Consider the following 18732-nt stretch of genomic DNA (forward strand, 5'->3'; position numbering starts at 1 on the left):
ACCCCTCTGGTCCCGGCAGGCACTAACCCCCCTGCCGGGGCCCCACTCCAGGGCGGCACTAACCCCCCGCCCGGAAAGGCAAGATCATGGAAGGTCTCGGCCGAAGCTTCAACATCGTCCCCACCGCCGACAACGTCGAGGTCAACTGCCGCGACGCCAGCGCAGTCACCTTCGTCTGCGTCGGCGCCGACACCTACACCGTGCAGGAAGCGCAGGACGCCGCCGGCACCGGCGCGCAAAACCTCGCCGTCGTCACCCACTACTACGAGAACGCGTCCGCCGCGGGCGCCAACGCGTGGACGAGGGCGACGCAGACCGCCGCCGCGGCGGTGACCACGGCCGCAGCCGTCGCGGTGATCGAGGTCAGCACCAAGTCCCTGAGCGACGGCTACACGCATCTGCGGTGCGCTTCGACGGCGACCGGTCTGGTCACGGCGGTCACGCACGACCTGACCGTGCAGCGTGATCCGCAGAACCTGCCGGCTGCGGCGGTCTGATGCTGCGGGTCTGCCTGGACTGCACGGCTGCGTTCGCGGTGGGGGTGCTCCGGTGCCCTCACTGCGGGTCGGAGCGTCACGCGGAGCAGGGCACGGCCGCAGCGCTCGGTATCCAGGCGAGCGTGCCCGTCGAGGAGGAGCACATGCCGAAGATCAGCCGCCACGGTGGACCGAGTGTGGCCGGCCAAGAGCCCGCAACGGCCGAGGGAGGTGAGGGCGTATCAGCTGGGAGCAGCTCCGAGACATCGTCCGAGAAGCCGTCGACTACGCCCGTGACGAGCGAGACCGGCCGCCGATCGCGTGCCCGGAAGACGGGGAGCCGCTCGTCTCGGGACCAGGCGAAGTCCTCCACTGCAGCTTCGACGGCCACCAGTGGCCCAGAGACGGACGTCGCTGACCAGTAGGGCCAGAGCACCGAGATTCGAGGGAGGAGGAGAGCATGACGGCGACCGGCTACACCAGTACGACCGGCGACGCTCGAAAGGTCGACGTTGCCGGGGACACGATGACCGGTGACCTCGTCCTGTCCGACTCCTCCCCGGACACGGCGACGTCGGCGGCGTCGAAGGGCTACGTCGACGGCCTCGTCGCGCTCCTGGCTGCCCTCACTGGCGCCACGTTCACCGGTGTCGTCACCATCGACGACACCGACTTCGTCATCCTCGGCACCAACAAGGGCTTCCGCTTCCGGCCTACCGGCAGCGCCCTCGACCTCGAAGCCGCGGGCGCGGACTTCCTGGTCTCCAACTGGTCCGGCGCGGCGGTCGGGCAGGGCACCCAGCGGTCCTACGCCCGCATGTCCGCCGACGCGCAGAACACCCAGTGGGCTGGCAAGTTCGAGTTCGTCGACGCCCTGTACGGGGCCACGCGGCACGTTCTGGACGGCGCGGCGGACACGGTCGGCTTCCACGGCGCCACGCCGGTGGCGCAGCAGACGGTGACCGGCTCCTGCACCGACGGCACCGCCCTCGCCAACCTGCTCACCGCGCTCGCGAACGTGGGCCTGATCGTGGACGGGAGCACCGCATGACCGACGTCATCGCAGGCCAGCCCGTCGCGCTCCTCGCACAGTTCTACGACTTCGAGGGCGGCACCCTCACCGACCTCGACACCACCCCCACGATCACCGTCGTCAACATCGGCACTGGTGCGGTCGCCCTCGCAGCCACCGCCACGGGCGTCACCCACCCCGCCGCCGGCTCCTACGGCTACACCTGGACCCCCGCCGCGGCGCTTGCGGCCGGCGCCTACCTCGCCACCTGGTCCGGGCTTGCTGGCGGGGACGCGGTCACGGCCACGGAGACGGTCACCGTCATCGCACCCGCCTCTGCGGAGGCGACGAACACGAACCCGGCCGGCGTCTGGTACGCCACCCGGGAGGACGTTCAGCGCGCGTTGGACGTGCAGCCGTCGGCGCGCAGCAACCGGCAGATCGACCGCGCCCTGGAGTCCGCCAGCCGGGACGTCGAGGGGCTGTGCCACCGGAAGTTCTACCCGGTCGCGGCGACCCGCTACTTCAACTGGCCTGGCTCGCAGTACCGGCCGTCGTGGCGACTGTGGCTGGACGACAATGAACTGATCTCCCTTACCACGATCGCCAGCGGTGGTGTGGCGATCGACCCGGCCAATGTGCTGCTGGAGCCGAACCGCAGCGGCCCGCCGTACACGCGGATCGAAACGAACATCGGCACCGCGGCCACATGGGGCGGTGGCGACACCCACCAGCGGGACATCGCCATCACCGGCCTGTGGGGCTACCGCAACACCGAGACCACCCTCGGCGCGACCACGACGGCCCTGGCCACCACCACGGCCACCACGCTGACCGTGGACGGCGACACGTCCGCCAGCGTCGGCGTCGGCAGCGTCCTCCGCGTCGACTCCGAACGGCTGATCGTCACCGGCCGCACGATGGCCGCGACCGGGCAGACCCTCGCCGCCGACCTGGCCGTGCAGAAGAACGCCACCACCGTGACCGTCGCCGACGCCTCCGGGTTCGCGGCCGACGAGACCATTCTCATCGACGGCGAACGCATGCTCATCATCGACATCGCAGGTAACAAGCTGGTCGTCGACCGGGCCGACGGCGGCAGCACCCTCGCCGCCCACACCACCGGCGCCACCATCTACGCGGCCCGCACCCTCACCGTCACCCGCGGCGCCCTCGGCACCACCGCAGCCACCCACACCACCGGCACCACCGTCCACCGGTGGGAGCCGCCCGGCCTCGTCCGGGACCTGGTCATCGCCAACGCCATGAACCGCGTGCTGCAGGAGCAGGCCGGCTATGCCCGGACCAGCAAGACCAGCTCGGGCGCGAAGTCCGTGTCGGTGGAGACGTTGTCGTTGGAGTCGCTGCGTGCCCAGACCTACGACGCGCACGGGCGTAAAGCCCGCCACAGGGGAGTGTGAGCGATGCCTGGCTTCGATGTACGCGTCAACAGCAGCGCTTCCGGGCCGTGGGCTACGGGCCGGGCGGGGCGCGCCCTGCACGACTACGCGGACGACGTCGAGTACCAGGTCGCCATCGAAGGCGAGCGGATGGTGCACCAGCGGCTGCGGCAGGTGCTGCGTCACCCCACGGGCTACTACCAGTCGAAGATCTCCGTCGACCGCACCTCGTCCGGGCGGTACCAGGTCCACGACCAGCGCGTCATCTACGGGCCCTGGCTGGAAGGCACCGGCTCCCGCAACAGCCCCGTCACGATCTTCCCCGGCTACTTCACGTTCCGTCGGACCAAGCCCCTGCTGGACCGGAAGGCCCCGCAGATCGCACAGCAGCTTCTGGCCCGCTACCGGTCGAGAGGGCTGATCTGACATGGCCCTCGACGCTGTCACCGTCCTCGACGCGGCACAGAGCCACGCCCTCGCGTCTGGCTACTTCGCCGCAGTCAACGGTCACGAACCGAAGTCTCCGCCAGTCTCCGGGCTCACGTGTGCGGTGTGGGTCGAGCAGATCGGCCCTGCCCGCGGCGGCTCCGGGCTCGGCAAGACGTCGGCGCGGCTCGCCCTGTTCGTCCGCCTGTACGCGCCGATCAACAGCAACGTCCCCGACAGCATCGATCCCACCCTCATGGACGCCCTCGACTGGCTCATGGCCGCCTACTCCGGCGACTTCACCCTCGACGGCCTCGTCCGCCACGTCGACCTCCTCGGCGCCTACGGCGAACCACTGTCCGCCCGCGCCGGCTACTTGCAGGAGTCCGGCGCGGAGTACCGCTGCATGACGATCCTGCTGCCCCTCATCGTTGATGATCTTTGGAACCAGGAGGCGTAGTGGCCAAGCAATCCGGTCTCGGAGATGCCCTGTTCATCTCCGGCTACGACCTCTCCGGCGACATCCAAGCCGTCGGCAACATCGGCGGCGGCCCGTCACCGCTCGACTTCACCGCCATCACGAAGTCCGCGCACGAGCGGAAGGGCGGCAAGAAGGACGGCCGGCTGCAGGTCACGAGCTTCTTCAACCCGGGCCCGGCTGCGGATGCTGCGCACGCGGTGCTCAGTGTGCTGCCGCGCACGGACGTGACCGCCATGTACTGCCGCGGCACCGCGCTCGGGAGCCCGTCGGCGAACCTCGTCGGGAAGCAGATCAACTACGACGGCACGAGGGGCGACGACGGCAGCTTCACGTTCGGTGTGGAGATGCAGTCGAACACGTACACGCTGGAGTGGGGCCGGTCGCTGACCGCGGGGAAGCGGACGGACACGACCGCCACCAACGGCACCAGCGTGGACTTCGGCACCGGGCCGGCGAGCTTCGGCCTCCAGGCGTACCTGCACGTTTTCGCGTTCACCGGCACCAGCGTGACGGTGAAGCTGCAGGAGTCCGCAGATGACGGTGCTGTCGATCCGTGGACGGACGTCACGGGTGGCGGGTTCACGGCGGCGGCCGGGGTGGGGGCGCAGCGGATTCAGACGGGCCGGGCTCAGACGGTGGAGCGGTATCTGCGCGTCGTGACCAGCGGCACGTTCTCGGAGGCCGTGTTCGCGGTGTCCGTGATCCGCAACGACGTGGAGGTGACGTACTAGTGCGACCCGTGACGAGGATCGATCCGAACCTGCCGGTCGGCGCGTACCAGACGTACCAGATCACCCGCCGCCGGGACACAACCGTCCGCGCCGTGTGCGAGCAGGTCGCGTGCCCGGCATGGCGGAACGGCTGGGACTCCGTCATCGACGAGCGCACCACGCTGGGTAAGGCGCAGGCCGCCTACATCAGAGGCGAGTCCCGCCGGACGTTCCGTGAGACCCGCACCGGCGAGGGCCTGACCGTCTTCAGGTTCGAGTCCGGCCAGCGGTGCTTCGCGGACCACCAGACCGTCCCCGAGCTGTACCTCGTCCGCGACGGGGACTGGCGGGGCAACCCCACCGGCCGCAGCCGGCGACACACCCGTCCGCAGGACTGGGTGGAGGACTTCGGCGAGAACCAGCTTCGGCTCGTCGACCAGCAGCAGAAGGGATAACGGCCATGGCCAAGGAATCAGGGCTCGGCTGGAGCGTGTGCTCGGTCGACGATGCGGCAGGCACCGCCCGCGCGATCGTCAACGATGTCACGAACGTGCAGTTCGCGACGCCGCGCGGTGTGCAGGACGCGACCGGCATCGACAAGAGTGCCTACGAGCGCATCCTGCTCCTCGCGGACTTCAGCGTCACGCTGAACGGCGTCTTCAACGATGCCGCGAACGCCTCTCATGACGTGTTCAAGACCGTGCCCTCCACCTCGGTGGCGCGCACCACCACCCTCACGGTGTCCGGGCAGACCCTCGCCAACGAGTGCCTGTACACGGACTACCCCCTCACTCGCGCCGACAGCGGCGAACTCACCTGGTCGGTCCCCGGAGTCCTCTCCGACGGCACCGTCCCCACCTGGACCTGAGAGGAGGCACCCATGGGATACCGACCCAAGCGCCGCATCTTCAAGCTCGACTTCACCGGCACCGAGTACGAGGGCCTGGAGGCCAGCGTCCGGGGCCTCACGGTTGGTGAGGAACTCGAACTCAACGAGATGGAGTTCACCCCCGACCTCGTCGTCAAGGCCCTCGTGCAGCGTCTCGTCGCCTGGAACGTCGAGGACGACAACGGCGTGGCGGTTCCCACCACGTTCGAAGGCGTGTGCACGCAGGACGGCGGCATGGTCCTGGCCGTCCTGAACGCGCTCCGCACCGTGGGCAGCGGGGTCTCCGACCCTTTGCCGCAGAGCTCGCCCGATGGCGAGCCGTCCCCGGCGGTACCGATTCCGATGGCACCCCTCTCCGAGAGCCCGGAGAACTCAGCCGTGCCCGCCTGATCCTGCAGCTCTGCCGCGAGTTCCACAAGCTGCCGTCCGAGGTGCTGGACGAGCCGGCGGAGCTGCTGCGCCTGATCACCATCGAGCAACTCGGCACACCGGAGGGAGGGGCCCCTGATGGCTGACGACGTAACGATCACCGTGCATGTTCGGGACCTGACGGGCCCCGGCTTCAACTCGGTGAACCGGAACCTGAACCAGTTGCAGCGTCAGGCCGGGGCCATGGGCGCGTCGCTGCGGATCGTCGGCGGCAGCCTCGACGGCCTCGCAAGCTCAGCATCCAACGCCGGGAACGCGCTCGGCGGCGGCAGCAACGGACTCCGCGCAAAGATGATCGGCGCGGCAGCGGCGGCCGGCACCTCGCTGCTGCCGACGATCGGCGCACTCGCCCCGATGCTGTCCGGACTTGCTGTCGTCGGTGGTGGCGCGGCCCTGGCCATGGACGATCTGAAGAAGAAGGCGAAGGAACTCAAACCGGCGTTCGAGGACTGGAAGAAGGCGGCGGAGAAGGCGGTCGCCCCGCACACGGAGCGGGCGGTCAAGTCCCTGAAGTCAGCAATGGAGGATCTTGAGCCGTCGCTCGTGCTCGGCGCGGAGACGTTCGGGACGATCACAGAGCGGGCCGCGAAGTTCGTCGACAGCCCCGTGTTCCAGTCCGCGTTCCAGAAGAACGCGCAGCTCGGTGTCGTGTTCGTCGAACAGTTCGCCGAGTCCGTCGGCAAGTTCACCCAGTCGTTCCTGGAGTTCGGCACGAAGTCGAAGCCCGCGCTGGACGCGTGGCAGAACCTCCTCGGCGGGTTCCTCGACACTGGCCTGCCCAGCATGTTCAAGGAGCTGGAGCAGGGCATCGGCGGCAGCTCCGACATCCTGAACGGCCTCGCGGACTTCCTGAACGGCGGCCTCCTTCCCGCCCTCGGCAAGATCGCCGGAAGTTTCACTGAAGCGTTCGGACCGCTGACCCGCGAACTACTGGAGCTCATGGGGCAAGGACTCCTCGGACTCGCCACCGTGTTCGAAGGCGTGATGACCGGAATGGAACCGGTCGCACGGATCGCCGCCGACGCCCTCGGCGCACTCACCGACATCCTCACGATCGGCGCCGAAGTCGCAGGCACGTTCGCCTCAGCAGTCGGCGGCGCCCTCTTCGACGCCCTCCTCTCCGTCATGGGCATCGACACCAGCGGAATCGACGACATGGCCGGCGGGTTCACGAAGCTGTCCGACTGGGTGTCGGCGAACGAGGGCGCGATCCGGGGCGCGTTCTATGCGATCGCGCACGGCATCACGTCCATGGTCACGGTTGGTGTGAGCATGCTGCCGGAACTGTGGTCGGCGTTCCGTCTGACGACGGAGGCGGTGCTCCTCGCGGTCGACGGCATGGTGTCTGGGATGGCAATCGCGTTCGGCAATCTGCCCGTGATCGGCGACAAGTTCAAGGCTGCGAACGAGGGCTTTGACGAGTGGGCAGAAGGCTTCCGCGGCACCCTGAAGGACGTGGGCGGCGGCATCAATTCCTTCGTCGACGAAGCTGTCCCGCGCTTGAACCGGGCGCAGTTGACGATGAACGTGTCGCACGCCGAACAGGCGCTGAAGTCGATCAAGGAGAAGTTGGAAGACCCGGCGCTGACGAAAACGCGCCGTGCCCAGCTCACCGCCGAGAAGAAGCAGGCTGAGGAGAACATCGCGGCAGCCAAGGCCCAGTTGGCGGCGTTCGACCGGAGCAAGGCAGACGCCACGATGGGCGCCGACCCGAAAGCGTTCTTCGGCGCCGCAGCGCAGGTCAGCCGATGGAAGCCGCCGAAGAAGACGTCGAACATCCACGGCAACACCAACCCGTTCTGGAGCGCGGTCCGCGGGGCCATCGGCAAGGTCCTCGGCAGCTCGTACATCAACGTCTACAGCCGCCACATCGATAACGGGGTGGCGAAGCCGTTCCGGTCTGCCGGTGGCCGGGTGCAGGCCCTCGCCGACGGCGGCGCGCTGCAGCACTTCCCGAACGGCGGCCTCATCGAGGGCCCCGGCGGCCCCCGCAGCGACTCGATCATGGCGACGTTTGCGTCGGGTGCGACCGCCATGGTGTCGGACACCGAGTACGTCGTGCAGTCGTCTGCGGTCAAGAAGTACGGGCTGCCTGTGTTGGACGCGCTGAACCGGGGGACGCTGAAGCTCGCTGGCGGCGGTGCCACGAAGAAGGAACGGGAGGCCCGGAGCAAGGCGCGCTCCGACCTCACCCTGTCGCGGTTCGGGTGGATGGCGGGCTGGCGGTCGTCGGAGTTCGGGAACGCCCTCGGCAACCCGGACTCGATCAGTTCGCTGGTGTCGGCGCTGAACCAGTGGCGCTCGATCATCCAGAAGGCGACGAGCGGCAAGACCGAATCCCGGCTGCTCAAGCAGTTGGACTCCACTGGCAAGAAGCTCATGACCTACGAGCGGCAGTTGACGAAGGCGTCCTCGTCGCTGCAGAAGTCGAAGGACCGTCTCGATGAGCTGCGGCGGGCGGCGTCGCAGCTGCGCGAGTCCATCATGAACGGCGTCCTGTCGGCGTCGAACATCACGAAGAATCGCGGGGACGGCCCGGTCACCCCCCAGTCGATCATGGCGAACCTGGTCGGGAGCCGGGACAAGGCGTCAGCGTTCGCGTCCGCTCTCCAGCAGCTCCAGAAGAAGGGCGTCCGCAGCGACCTCATTGAGCAGATCGCCGAGGCTGGCATCGACGGCGGGGGCCTGGAGACAGCGTCCGCGATGCTGAAGGCGTCCGCGAAGGACATCGCGATGATGAACGTGCTGCAGCGGCAGATTCAGGACCGGGCGATCAGTGCGGGGAGGACCACCTCGGACTCTGTGTACGGCTCTCAGATCAAGGGCCAAGAGCAGCTCGTCAAGGCCTGGGAGCGGACCGTCGACATTCTGGGTGACCGGATGAAGAAGCTCACCGCCGCGATGGAGAAGGCCATCGAGAAGGGCTTCGGTATGAAGGCCACGGGCGGGATCATCGGCGGCGCGGCGTCGGGCGGGGCGCGGGGCTCGTGGACGATGGTCGGCGAGCACGAGCCCGAGCTGGTCCGTCTCCCTTACGGCTCCCGGGTGTACTCCGGGCCGGACACCCGCCGCATGCAGCAGCAGGCCTGGACATCCATGCTCAACACCCCCCGCGGCGGCGGCCCACGGCGCGTACCGATGCCGGCTGCGACGGCTGACGGCCGGCCGATCGTGCTGAACGTGCAGATCGCGGAACGGGAGTTCGGGCAGATCTGGGTGGACGTGGGCCGGAAGCAGGTACAGACGCGCGGCGGGCTGCGGGCCACGCTCGGAGGGATGGACTGATGGCGTTTCCCGAGGACCGGCTGCCGCTGCAGGTGGATCTGTCGCTGGACGGCACGACGTGGACGGACGTCTCGAACGATGCCCGCTACGAGGACAAGATCCGTATCACGCGCGGACGGGCGGACTGGGGGCGGCAGACCGACCCGGGCCGCTGCTCGTTCTCGCTGTCGAACACGGACGGGAAGTACAGCCCGCAGAACCCGGAGTCGCCGTACTTCGGGCAGATCGGCCGCAACACGCCCGTCCGGGTGTCGGTCCTCACGGGCAGCGTGGCCCTCGACCTGCCCGGCGGGGACGGCGACTACGCCTCCACGCCGGACGCGGCCGCGCTCGACATCACTGGCGACATCGACATCCGCGTCGACGCGACCCTCGCCAACTGGTGCCTGCCCGACTACCCGTCCACGGGCGAGACGGCGTTCCCGCAGACCAACATCATCGGCAAGGACGACTCCGGCGCCCGGTCGTGGGTCCTGTCGACCCGCAAAAGCCGCCCCTACCTGGAGTGGTCCAGCAACGGCAGCTTCATAACCAACGGCGCGATGGCCACCGCCGACCTGCCCCTGACCACGTCGGGCAGGATCACGATCCGCGCCACCATCGACGCCGACAACGGCGCCTCCGGCCACACCGTCACCTTCTACACCGCACCCACCCTGGCGGGCCCCTGGACGCAACTCGGCGACACGATCACCGGAAGCGGCACCACCAGCATCCACGCAGGCACCGCCCCACTGCGGATCGGCGACGCAAAGCACCTCGACAACACCCGGGCCATCGGCCTGGTGCACGCCGCCGAAATCCGATCCTCCATCGACGGCACGATCGTCACCGACCCCGATTTCACCGCACAGACCTCCGGCGCCACCAGCTTCGTCGACAGCGCTGGCCTCACCTGGACCGTCGCCGGAAACGCCGAGATCACCAACCGCAAGGTGCGGTTCGTCGGAGAAGTCGCCTCCTGGACGCCCCGTTGGGACACCGGCGGCAAGGACGTCGTCACGCAGGTCGAAGCGGCCGGCGTGCTGCGCCGGCTCGGGGTCGGGGTCATCCCCACGAAGTCGCCGATGTACCGGGAGTTCACGAGCCCGGGCCGTATGGAAACGGGCATTCACGCGTACTGGCCGATGGAGGACGGTGCGGAGGCGACGAAGCTCGCCTCTGCGGTGTCGGGGCATCCGCCTATGTCGTACACGGCGGGTGTGACGCTCGCGGCCTACGACGGGTGGGTGGCGTCCGGACCGGTGCCGACGATCACCAGCGGTAGTCTCCGCGTGTCCGTGCCCTCTTACCAGCGTGTCAGCAGCACGTCGCAGCTCGGGTTCTTCTGCCGGATCCCCGAGGCGGGGACGGTGTCGACGCAGCGTCTCGTGTCCTGGTCGACGACCGGCACCGCTGACGTCTGGTCCCTGTACGTCAACACCTCCGGGGCCCTGGCGCTGCGCGTGTACGACGAGGACGCCGTCCAGGTTCACGACTCTGGGTTCGGGGCGCAGGCCATCAACGGCCGCGAGGTGTACATCATCGTCCAGGTCATCCAAGACCTCGGCGACAGTGACTACTCGCTGCTGATCGTGGACATCGCCGAGTCGCTGCCCACCGCTGTTCCCGACAACGTCTCGTCGACGACCGAGGTCAACGGCACGGTGATCGGCTACCAGCCCGGCATCATCACCCAGGTCCGGTTCGGTGAGGACGCGGGCATGAACGGCACGGCGATCGGTCACCTGGGGATCGGCCGGGGCCTCTCCGCCTACAACGCTACCGGCGGTGTCCTCGTCGGCTGGAACGGCGAGGAAGCCCCGTCGCGGGTGTCACGGATCGGGATCGAGGAGTCCATCCACTCCTACGCCACCGGCCCCGGCGACGAGCAGTGCGGCACCCAGCCGTCCGGGACCGCGCTGGATGTGATGCGGGGCGCGGGCGACGTGGACGAGGGGATCCTGGCGGAGCAGCGGGGGATCCTCGGCATCCGGTATGTGACCCGGGCCAGCATGTACAACCAGCCGCCGACGATGGTCCTCGACTACACGGGCGGGGATGGGCTCGTCACACCTCTGGAGCCGGTCGACGACGACCAGGCGGTCACCAACGACGTCACCGTGGCCCGCACCGCCGGTTCGTCGGCGCGGCTGACGCAGGACACGGGCCCGCTGTCGACGCAGCAGCCACCGGACGGAATCGGCCTGTACGACACCTCCGCGACTCTCAACCTCCTCGACGACGACCAGACGTTGCAGCACGCCGGATGGCGCCTCCACCTCGGGACGTGGGACGAGACCCGCTTCCCGCAGGTCACGGTGAACCTGGCGGCGGCACCGCACATGATCGAAGACGCTGCCGCCGTGGACACCGGGTCCCGGATTCAGGTGACGAACCCGCCGGTGTGGCTGCCCCCAGACACGCTGGATCTGTTGGCGCAGGGCTACACGGAGACCATCGACCAATTCGACTGGAAGATCGTCTACAACTGCACCCCAGCCAGGCCGTTCGACGTGGCCTGGACCGGCGACGCCGACACCGCCACCTCGGCGGTCGAGTTCACGTGGCTGGACACCGACGGCTCCGAACTCTCCGAAGCCCTCGACACGACCGAGACCGCGGTGGACGTGTACACCACCAGCGGCTACCGGTGGACGCCCTACGTGACGGACACTCCACTGGACTGGCGGGTCGGCGGCGAAGTCATGACCGTCACCGCGCCCGGGGCGCTGGTCAACTCGAACCCGTTCTTCGACACGGACGACTCCGCCTGGACCGGCGAGAACGCTACAAAGTCCTGGTCGCAGGATCAGGTGAACCCGCACCCGCGGGCGGCTGGCTCGCTGCTGGTCACCCCCGATGGCACGTCGTCAACGGGCGGCGCGGTCTGTGATCTCACCGCCGTGGACAGCATCACCCCGGGCGCGCAGTACGTGCTGTCGATGTGGGTGTACTCGCCGGGCGGCTGGTCGGACCTGCGGCCCAGCGTGCACTGGTACACCAACGCGGGCAGCTACGACTCCACCGCAGTCACCGTCCAGCAGTCGGCCGCGGCCGGGGTGTGGACGTATCTGGAGGAGACCGTTACCGCGCCGTCGACGGCTGGCCGCGCGCGGATGAGAGCCCGACACGACGGAACCCCCAGCGTCGGGGATGTCTACTACGTGTGGGCGGCCCGGATCACCCGGGCGTCGTCGTCGGTGCTGTACGACAAGTTCGGCCGGACTGCGGCGTCCAGCTGGGGGCGTGCAGGGTCGGGTGCGGCGTGGTCGACGAGCGGCGGCACCGCGGCGGACTTCAACGTGACCGGCGGCTACGGCGCGCACCGCCTCGCGACGACGAACCTGTCCCGCCGATCGTTCACCGAATTCCCGTACACGGACTTCGACGCCTACGTCTCCCTCACCCCCAGTGCTACGGCGACGGGCGGCTTCCTGTCCGGGATGCTCGCCGGACGGTACGTCGACAGCGACAACATGTACATGGCCAGGTTGGCGTTCAACTCCACCGGATCGTTGACGCTGACCCTCCGGAAACGCGTCACCGGGACGGAGACCGAGTTGGACTCGCACACCGTCGAGGGCGGCTACACCGCAGGCACGCTCTATCGGATCCGGTTCCAGGCGTCGGGCAGCACCCTCCGCGCGAAAGCTTGGCCGGCCACGGGCTTCGAACCGAATATGTGGCAGGTCGAGGCCACGGACACATCGATCACGACGTCCACGTATTTGGGCCTGCGGTCGATCTCCGCAAGCACGAACACGAACGTCAATCCGGAGATCCGCTACGACGATCTGGACGTCGTCAACCCGCAGACGTACACCGTCACCCGCTCACAGAACGGCGTGACGAAATCCCACACGGCGGGCACCGCGGTCGCGCTCGCCTACCCCGCTGTGATTGCCCTGTAGGAGGCCGTCTTGTCCCAGTACCCAGTCCTCTACGCGGGCCGGCGGATGCACTCCGGGCTGCTCGCCTCGATGCTGCCGGTGGAGGCGTACAAGCGCGTCACCACCACGCGGACGGCGACGACCACGACCGCTGACGACCCCGACCTGGCGTTCTCCCTGGAGGCGAACGCGATCTACTTCCTGGAGTTCTTCGTCCACTACCAGGCCCCATCCGCCGAGCTGATCAAAACGACATGGTCGGTGCCTGCGGACGCGATCGGCTTGCGGTCGGCGTGGGGTGTCGCCTCTGGCGTCGTCTCGGCGGACCCCAGCGGTGATGGCAGGTGGGGTATCCACGCGTTCACCACCACCTGCACCTACGGCACCCGGTCCAGCGCCAGCCAGTCGATGCTCGTCGAGACCGGGCAGGTCGAGACCACCAGCGCGGGGACGGTCGCCTTCCAGTGGGCGCAGGCCACCAGCGGCTTGACCGGGGTGCAGGTGTGCTCGGGCTCGTATGGCCGCGCAAAGCGGATCGGCTGAGAGGACAACAGCATGCAGGACTATCCGAGATACATGGTCCACTCCGAGATCGGCGAAGCCGGCTTCGACGTCGAGATGCGGATTGATGTGGCGCCGGGCGGGGGCCTGCCGGGGCTGGCGACGGCGGACGAGGTGGCGCAGGTTCTCGTCGATGCGATGAAGGCGGCGGGCGCATCGGTCACGACGGCCATGTATCTGACGGTGCAGGCAACGCCGGTCGTCATCCCTGAGCAGGAGGTATAGCGATGGCAGCACCCATGTCCTACGCGGAGTACCTGGCCACGTTGAAGGCCGAGGGCCTCACGGTCATCGAGCACCAGACGAACGGCAAGTCCCCGGCGCACCACAACCGCAACCACAAGGGCCCGTGGGGTCCCGTCAACGGCGTGATGATCCACCACACCGTGACGCGTGGACACGACCACACCGTGGAAGTCTGCCGCAAGGGTTACTCGGGCCTGCCCGGCCCGCTCTGCCACGGCGTGATCTGCAAGCAGGGCCACATCCACGTCGTCGGCTACGGCCGCGCCAACCACGCCGGGTCCGGCGACGACGACGTCCTCCGGGCCGTCATCGACGAGAAGCCGCTGCCCGCCGACAACGAGACGAACACCGACGGCAACCGCCACTTCTACGGCTTCGAGTGCGAGAACCTCGGCGACGGCAAAGACCCCTGGCCCGCCGCTCAGCTCGAAGCGATCGAGCGGGCCTCGGCCGCGATCTGCCGCCACCACGGCTGGAACGAACGCAGCGTGATCGGCCACCTCGAATGGCAGCCCGGGAAGGTCGACCCGCGCGGTTTCACCATGTCGTCGATGCGCGCCCGGATCAGCGACCGCCTCGACAGCAAGACCCCCAGCAACTCTGAGCAGGAGGAGGCCCCCATGGCGGACCTGACCAAGCACGACGTCGCCACCGCAACGTGGTTCACGGACATCATCCAAGCCCCGCCGAGCGCGCCGGACGTCGAGAACAACCCCAACTGGACGCCGCAGTCCTATCTGCGGTCGATCTACAACGCGGCCGTCCGCACGGAAGAGAAGGTCGACGCGCTGTTCACGGCGGTCGCCGAACTGAAGAAGGAGAACTGACATGCCGAAGGACTCAACGAAGAGGACCGCGCGGACGGTCCTCCAGACTGCCGTGGGTACCGCGGTCGCGCTGCCGTTCATCGTGGACGCGTCGGGGGTGCCGGAGTCCCTGCCGTGGGTGGCCGGCGCGCTGGCGGTCGCGGGTGGGTTCGCGCGGGTGATGGCCCTGCCGTCGGTGCAGGGGCTGCTGCCGTCGTGGCTGCGGACCGAGGTCGGTGGTGCGGCCGGGGTGCGTGAGTGACGCCGCCGGAGACTACGGCGCTCACCACGGAACTCGCGCATCTCAGGGGGGATTTTGCGGGATTCGGACGGGACCTCGGCGAGATCAAGACTGCGTGCGCGGTCCTCGTCGAGCGGTCGAACCGGACGGAGAAGGATCTCGCCGAGTTGGAGCAGCGTGTGGCCGGGCTGGAGAAGGCCCGGTGGCCGTTGCCGTCGATCGCGGCGCTGGTCGGCGCGTCCGGGCTGGCACTCGGGCTGTGGCAGGCGGTCGGCCGGTGAACGCGGGCGACGCCGTGTGGGGCGGTCTGATCCTGGCGGGCGCGGTGTTCGAGACCTACGCGCTGCGGAATGCGAGACAGGGCGACACGCTCAGCGAGTCGACCCGCCGCTGGTTCCGCGTCCACACGAAGGCGGGCGCGGTCTGCTTCGCCGTCGCGTGGACCGGGTTCGGGGTGTGGTATTTGGATCACATCCTGAACTGACCGGACGCACGTGAGGGCCCTGTCCGCAGCACGCGGGCGGGGCCCTCTGGCGTTGTGGTCCCGACCCATGGTGTATCGAACGCTATACGTGTATCGTTTGGCTCATGAAGAAGAAGTTCGCCGAGATCGGCGACGCTGAGGGCAACAAGGACGTCGTCTTCGACATCGCACCGGACCTTGCCGACGCACTCGCTGCTGCCATCCGCAACTCCGTCGGAGTCGAATACCCCCGCCACGCCCGCTCCTTCGAAGACCTCACCCAGACCATCGCCCAGACATCCCACGTAATCCAGCACCTGGAGGCGTTCCGGGAGCTGGCCATCGTGATGGCCGACGTAACCGGCCCGCACGCCGACCGCAAGGCCATCGCCATGGCGGCTGGTTTCCCGCCGTCACGGCTGTACCGCGTGCTCAACAAGCACGGCCGTCCGAAGGATCGGCGCAACGCCGTACTCCCGGACGCCGATCGACTGCAGCAGGGCGTCGACGGAATGCGGGCTGCTCTCGCGGGAGACCAGCTCACCGGTGACCAGCGTGCGCGTCTGGAGGGTGCCATTCCTGAACTGGAAGCCAAGATTGTCGAGGTCAGGGCCCAGGCGGCGGCATCCGAAGTGACTGAGTAGACGGCAAGCGGGGACGGATTACGCCGCTGTGGCCACGTCCCCGCGCTGGACGGCCGCGAGTTCGGCGCACAGCCGCGCGTACTCCTGACGCTGCCCATCCGTGAGCGGCACCTGCGGATGCGACCACAGAGCGCGGATCGCCGCATTCAGCTCGTCAGCAGAACGCACCGGAGTACCGGTCACGGAATCGGGGGACATGATCCCCAGACTACGGCCTCACCCACCACAACACCCCCACACGAAAACGGTCCCGCCCCTACCCTGGACAGTGCGACCCGTACCAGGAGAAGGGCGAGACCATGCCATCCGATGCTACCCCGGACCCGTACTCCAACCCCCTCGCATTCGGCCAGCGAATGCAGATCTACCGCCAACGCCGCGGTATGACCCGACCCGTCCTCGCCGGCCTCCTTGGCAAGTCCCCCTCCTGGGTGAAACAGGTTGAGAACGGCCTCATCCAAGCACCGAAGCTCCCCATGATCCTGCGCATCGCCGAACTCCTCCGCGTCCGCGACCTCGCCGACCTCACCGGCGACCAGGCCATGCACGTCGACCTGTTCATCGGCCCCGGGCACCCGCGCCTCGCCGCCGTCAAGGCCGCCGTGGACGCATTCCCCTTCACCGCGGACCGTGCGGCTCCATCCACTCAGCACTTGCGGCACCGCCTCGACCGCGCCTGGTCCGCCCGCCACGAGGCACCCAACCACCGGCAGGTCGTCGGCGAGCTACTCCCGGACCTGATCCGGGACGCGCAACTCGCCGTTCGCCAGGCCGACACGGCGGCCGACCGGCGCGCCGCCCAAGCAGTCCTGTCCGAGGTGTACTCCCTGTCGCAGTTCTTCGTCGCCTACCAGCCCGACGCCGCGCTCCTCTGGCGCGTCGCCGAGCGCGGCATGGTCGCAGCCCAAGACAGCGAAGACTCCCACGCCATCGGTATGGCCGCCTGGCTCACCGCCCAAGCCCACCGCGACTCCGGCCCCGCCCACTTCGACGCCGCCGACGCCGTCACCCTCGAAGCCCTCCGCTACCTCGAACCCCAGCTCCCCGACGCCCCCGCCCACGTGCTGGCCATCGCGGGAGCCTTGCAGTTCGAGGCCGGCTACACCGCCGCCCGGCGCGGCGAGACGGGTGCGGCGTGGGGCTGGTGGGACAAGGCGGAGAAGACGTCAAAGAAGTTGCCCGTGGACTACTACCACCCCGTGACGTCCTTCTCCCGGGCCATCATGGGTGCTCACGCGGTGACAGTTGCAGTCGAGTTGCACCAGGGCGGGGAGTCCGTGCGGCAGGCCGCCAAGGCGGACAAGGCCGTCATCAAGTCCCGCCCGCGCCGAGCCCGGCATCGCATCGAGGAGGCCCGCGGCTACCAACTCGACGGGCAGCCGGACGTGGCGTTGGCGACGCTGGACAAGGCACACGAGGCTGCCCCGGAGACGATCAAGTACAACGGGTACGCCCGCCGGATCGTCCTGGAAGAGACCGAAGCGAAGCAGCCAGAGCGACGCCGGCGCGCGTCGGAGCTGGCGGTCAAGCTCGGGCTGCTGGCCGCCTGACGCAGAGGGGCAGGATTCCTGCCTCTGCCTTCGATGCAGGCCCCTTACGGTCACGGTGTGAGCCAGAGCACTGCGCCTGTAGGGGGCCCCGTCATGCCGAGCGACGCGACAACCAGCACACACGCCATACCGCCGGACGTGCTGGCCCTCTTACTCCTGCCGCCGTTCGACGCCCTGACCGCCGATCAGGCGCGCGGCGCCGTCTGCGTGTGGGGCACCGAGCAGCTCACGACAGAAACCGCTGTGGACCTCGGCGAGAAGACCGGCCCCGAGGGACGCTGGTGGCCGCGCGCCTGCCCCCGGCACACGGCCGACCGGGCGCACCGAGGACTGTTCAACCACGCTGCGATGTGTGAGCAGTGCACCGATGCGGCCGAGCATTGCGACATCAGCCGTGCCCTGTACCGCCTGGTCCGTGACGGGCGCCGGTGACAGTTCCGCAGACTCCCGCCCGAGCCGGGTCATCCCGGCAAGGCGCCCCGACTCGGGCGGGCCATCCCCATCCGTACCAGCAGAAGGAGATCCCGTGACCATACCTCCGGGCCCCATGGACCCGCCGGACAACCCCACCGTGCCCGTGCCCGAGCTGGTGCGCATGCTCATCACGGACGAGCAGTTCGCCAGCGTCCGAGGCACCGTCATGGACGCCAACCCCGACATGTCCGAGGAGCTGGCCGGCCGGATCGTCGACGAGGGCCTGAAGTTCGTGGCGGCCTGCGCGACCAACCCGGACCTCGGCCTGGCGCCGTCGCGGATCGTCGACGAGGGCTGGCACGCCCTGATCCTGCACACCGCGATGTACGCCGAACTGTGCGAGAGGCTCGGCGGCAAGGGCAAGTTCGTGCACCACTATCCGGGCTACGACCCCACCAACTACGACCCGCCCATCCTGGACCGGACCCGCGAGACCATCGCGGCACTCGGCTGGGAAGCGGACCCGGAGCTCTGGGGGCCGCCGTCCGACGAGACCCTCGTCTCGGTGGCGGCGAAATGCCAGCACGCTCCGGAGTGCACCATCATCATCACGCCCAAGCCGAAGCCCGGCGTCGCGTAGCCTGCCTGGCGAAGGGAGGCACCGTGTCTGAATGGATCGACCCGCGCTACGCGGATCTGGTGACGGCGTGGAAGCGCTCGCAGCAGCCCGCCTCGCGTGACCCGCAGGAGGAACGGCCTGTCCGGGGATTCGTGATCCCGCCCAAGCCGTGACCATCTGACCGCGGCCCGTCTCCGTCCCCCGTCGG

23 protein-coding genes are annotated in these 18732 nt (G+C 68.7%); 22 read left to right on the forward strand and 1 reads right to left on the reverse strand.

Going from position 1 to position 18732, the window contains the following annotated elements; genetic code table 11:
* The first annotated feature begins 86 nt into the window (after nucleotides 1-86).
* From ACFW48_RS17310 to ACFW48_RS17395, 18 genes are all read left to right on the forward strand, one after another.
* A complete protein-coding gene (locus ACFW48_RS17310; protein WP_386315493.1) occupies nucleotides 87-497 on the forward strand; it encodes a hypothetical protein in 411 nt (136 codons plus the stop codon).
* A gap of 439 nt (nucleotides 498-936) precedes the next feature.
* Entirely contained in the window at nucleotides 937-1527 is a 591-nt protein-coding gene (locus ACFW48_RS17315) for a hypothetical protein (protein ID WP_386315495.1), read from the forward strand.
* Nucleotides 1524-2909 carry a hypothetical protein gene (locus tag ACFW48_RS17320; RefSeq protein WP_386315497.1) on the forward strand — a complete coding sequence of 462 codons (1386 nt, stop codon included), beginning with the start codon at nucleotides 1524-1526 and terminating at the stop codon, nucleotides 2907-2909. The genes ACFW48_RS17315 and ACFW48_RS17320 overlap by 4 nt, the downstream gene beginning before the upstream one ends.
* A 3-nt stretch (nucleotides 2910-2912) precedes the next feature.
* Complete coding sequence (locus ACFW48_RS17325) at nucleotides 2913-3314, forward strand: hypothetical protein (RefSeq protein WP_386315499.1); 402 nt, start codon at nucleotides 2913-2915, stop codon at nucleotides 3312-3314.
* Nucleotide 3315: 1 nt separating this feature from the next.
* On the forward strand, nucleotides 3316-3774 hold the full coding sequence (locus ACFW48_RS17330; RefSeq protein WP_386315500.1) for a hypothetical protein: 459 nt from the start codon (nucleotides 3316-3318) through the stop codon (nucleotides 3772-3774).
* On the forward strand, nucleotides 3774-4526 hold the full coding sequence (locus ACFW48_RS17335) for a hypothetical protein (protein ID WP_386315502.1): 753 nt from the start codon (nucleotides 3774-3776) through the stop codon (nucleotides 4524-4526). Before ACFW48_RS17330 ends, ACFW48_RS17335 begins: the two co-directional genes overlap by 1 nt.
* Before the next feature lie 8 nt (nucleotides 4527-4534).
* Complete coding sequence (locus tag ACFW48_RS17340) at nucleotides 4535-4960, forward strand: hypothetical protein (RefSeq protein ID WP_386315504.1); 426 nt, start codon at nucleotides 4535-4537, stop codon at nucleotides 4958-4960.
* Nucleotides 4961-4965: 5 nt separating this feature from the next.
* A complete protein-coding gene (locus ACFW48_RS17345; protein WP_386315506.1) occupies nucleotides 4966-5373 on the forward strand; it encodes a hypothetical protein in 408 nt (135 codons plus the stop codon).
* 12 nt (nucleotides 5374-5385) lie between these two features.
* Nucleotides 5386-5784 carry a hypothetical protein gene (locus ACFW48_RS17350; protein ID WP_386315508.1) on the forward strand — a complete coding sequence of 133 codons (399 nt, stop codon included), beginning with the start codon at nucleotides 5386-5388 and terminating at the stop codon, nucleotides 5782-5784.
* Between the two features lie 117 nt (nucleotides 5785-5901).
* A complete protein-coding gene (locus ACFW48_RS17355) occupies nucleotides 5902-9108 on the forward strand; it encodes a hypothetical protein (RefSeq protein ID WP_386315510.1) in 3207 nt (1068 codons plus the stop codon).
* Nucleotides 9108-13001 carry a carbohydrate binding domain-containing protein gene (locus ACFW48_RS17360; protein WP_386315512.1) on the forward strand — a complete coding sequence of 1298 codons (3894 nt, stop codon included), beginning with the start codon at nucleotides 9108-9110 and terminating at the stop codon, nucleotides 12999-13001. Before ACFW48_RS17355 ends, ACFW48_RS17360 begins: the two co-directional genes overlap by 1 nt.
* Before the next feature lie 9 nt (nucleotides 13002-13010).
* Entirely contained in the window at nucleotides 13011-13523 is a 513-nt protein-coding gene (locus ACFW48_RS17365; RefSeq protein ID WP_386315514.1) for a hypothetical protein, read from the forward strand.
* A gap of 12 nt (nucleotides 13524-13535) precedes the next feature.
* A complete protein-coding gene (locus ACFW48_RS17370; protein ID WP_386315516.1) occupies nucleotides 13536-13766 on the forward strand; it encodes a hypothetical protein in 231 nt (76 codons plus the stop codon).
* Between the two features lie 2 nt (nucleotides 13767-13768).
* Entirely contained in the window at nucleotides 13769-14614 is an 846-nt protein-coding gene (locus tag ACFW48_RS17375; protein ID WP_386315518.1) for an N-acetylmuramoyl-L-alanine amidase, read from the forward strand.
* 1 nt (nucleotide 14615) lies between these two features.
* Entirely contained in the window at nucleotides 14616-14855 is a 240-nt protein-coding gene (locus ACFW48_RS17380; protein WP_386315520.1) for a hypothetical protein, read from the forward strand.
* Nucleotides 14852-15115, forward strand: coding sequence for a hypothetical protein (locus tag ACFW48_RS17385; RefSeq protein ID WP_386315522.1), 264 nt, complete (start codon nucleotides 14852-14854; stop codon nucleotides 15113-15115). The genes ACFW48_RS17380 and ACFW48_RS17385 overlap by 4 nt, the downstream gene beginning before the upstream one ends.
* The gene (locus ACFW48_RS17390) at nucleotides 15112-15318 is read left to right on the forward strand and encodes a hypothetical protein (protein ID WP_386315523.1); all 207 of its coding nucleotides are present in this window, start codon (nucleotides 15112-15114) and stop codon (nucleotides 15316-15318) included. Before ACFW48_RS17385 ends, ACFW48_RS17390 begins: the two co-directional genes overlap by 4 nt.
* A gap of 104 nt (nucleotides 15319-15422) precedes the next feature.
* Nucleotides 15423-15941, forward strand: a complete 519-nt coding sequence (locus ACFW48_RS17395; protein WP_386315525.1) for a hypothetical protein — start codon at nucleotides 15423-15425, stop codon at nucleotides 15939-15941.
* A gap of 18 nt (nucleotides 15942-15959) precedes the next feature.
* Here the strand turns inward: ACFW48_RS17395 and ACFW48_RS17400 are convergent, their stop codons facing one another.
* Nucleotides 15960-16139: a hypothetical protein gene (locus ACFW48_RS17400; protein WP_386315527.1), complete on the reverse strand. Its 180-nt coding sequence runs from the start codon at nucleotides 16137-16139 to the stop codon at nucleotides 15960-15962.
* A 101-nt stretch (nucleotides 16140-16240) separates the two neighbouring features.
* Here ACFW48_RS17400 and ACFW48_RS17405 point away from each other — a divergent pair, with 101 nt between their 5' ends.
* The 4 genes from ACFW48_RS17405 (at nucleotide 16241) to ACFW48_RS17420 (ending at nucleotide 18697) form a co-directional block, all read left to right on the forward strand.
* Nucleotides 16241-17491, forward strand: coding sequence for a helix-turn-helix domain-containing protein (locus ACFW48_RS17405; protein ID WP_386315528.1), 1251 nt, complete (start codon nucleotides 16241-16243; stop codon nucleotides 17489-17491).
* 93 nt (nucleotides 17492-17584) lie between these two features.
* Nucleotides 17585-17923 carry a hypothetical protein gene (locus tag ACFW48_RS17410; protein WP_386315530.1) on the forward strand — a complete coding sequence of 113 codons (339 nt, stop codon included), beginning with the start codon at nucleotides 17585-17587 and terminating at the stop codon, nucleotides 17921-17923.
* A gap of 115 nt (nucleotides 17924-18038) precedes the next feature.
* Nucleotides 18039-18545 (forward strand): glycine-rich domain-containing protein, encoded by a 507-nt coding sequence (locus ACFW48_RS17415; protein ID WP_386315687.1) that lies wholly within the window; start codon nucleotides 18039-18041, stop codon nucleotides 18543-18545.
* A 23-nt stretch (nucleotides 18546-18568) separates the two neighbouring features.
* The gene (locus tag ACFW48_RS17420) at nucleotides 18569-18697 is read left to right on the forward strand and encodes a hypothetical protein (RefSeq protein ID WP_386315532.1); all 129 of its coding nucleotides are present in this window, start codon (nucleotides 18569-18571) and stop codon (nucleotides 18695-18697) included.
* Nucleotides 18698-18732: the final 35 nt, after the last annotated feature.

The sequence above is a fragment of the Streptomyces sp. NPDC058812 genome (genome assembly GCF_042744565.1).
Taxonomy (GTDB): Bacteria; Actinomycetota; Actinomycetes; order Streptomycetales; family Streptomycetaceae; genus Streptomyces; species Streptomyces thinghirensis.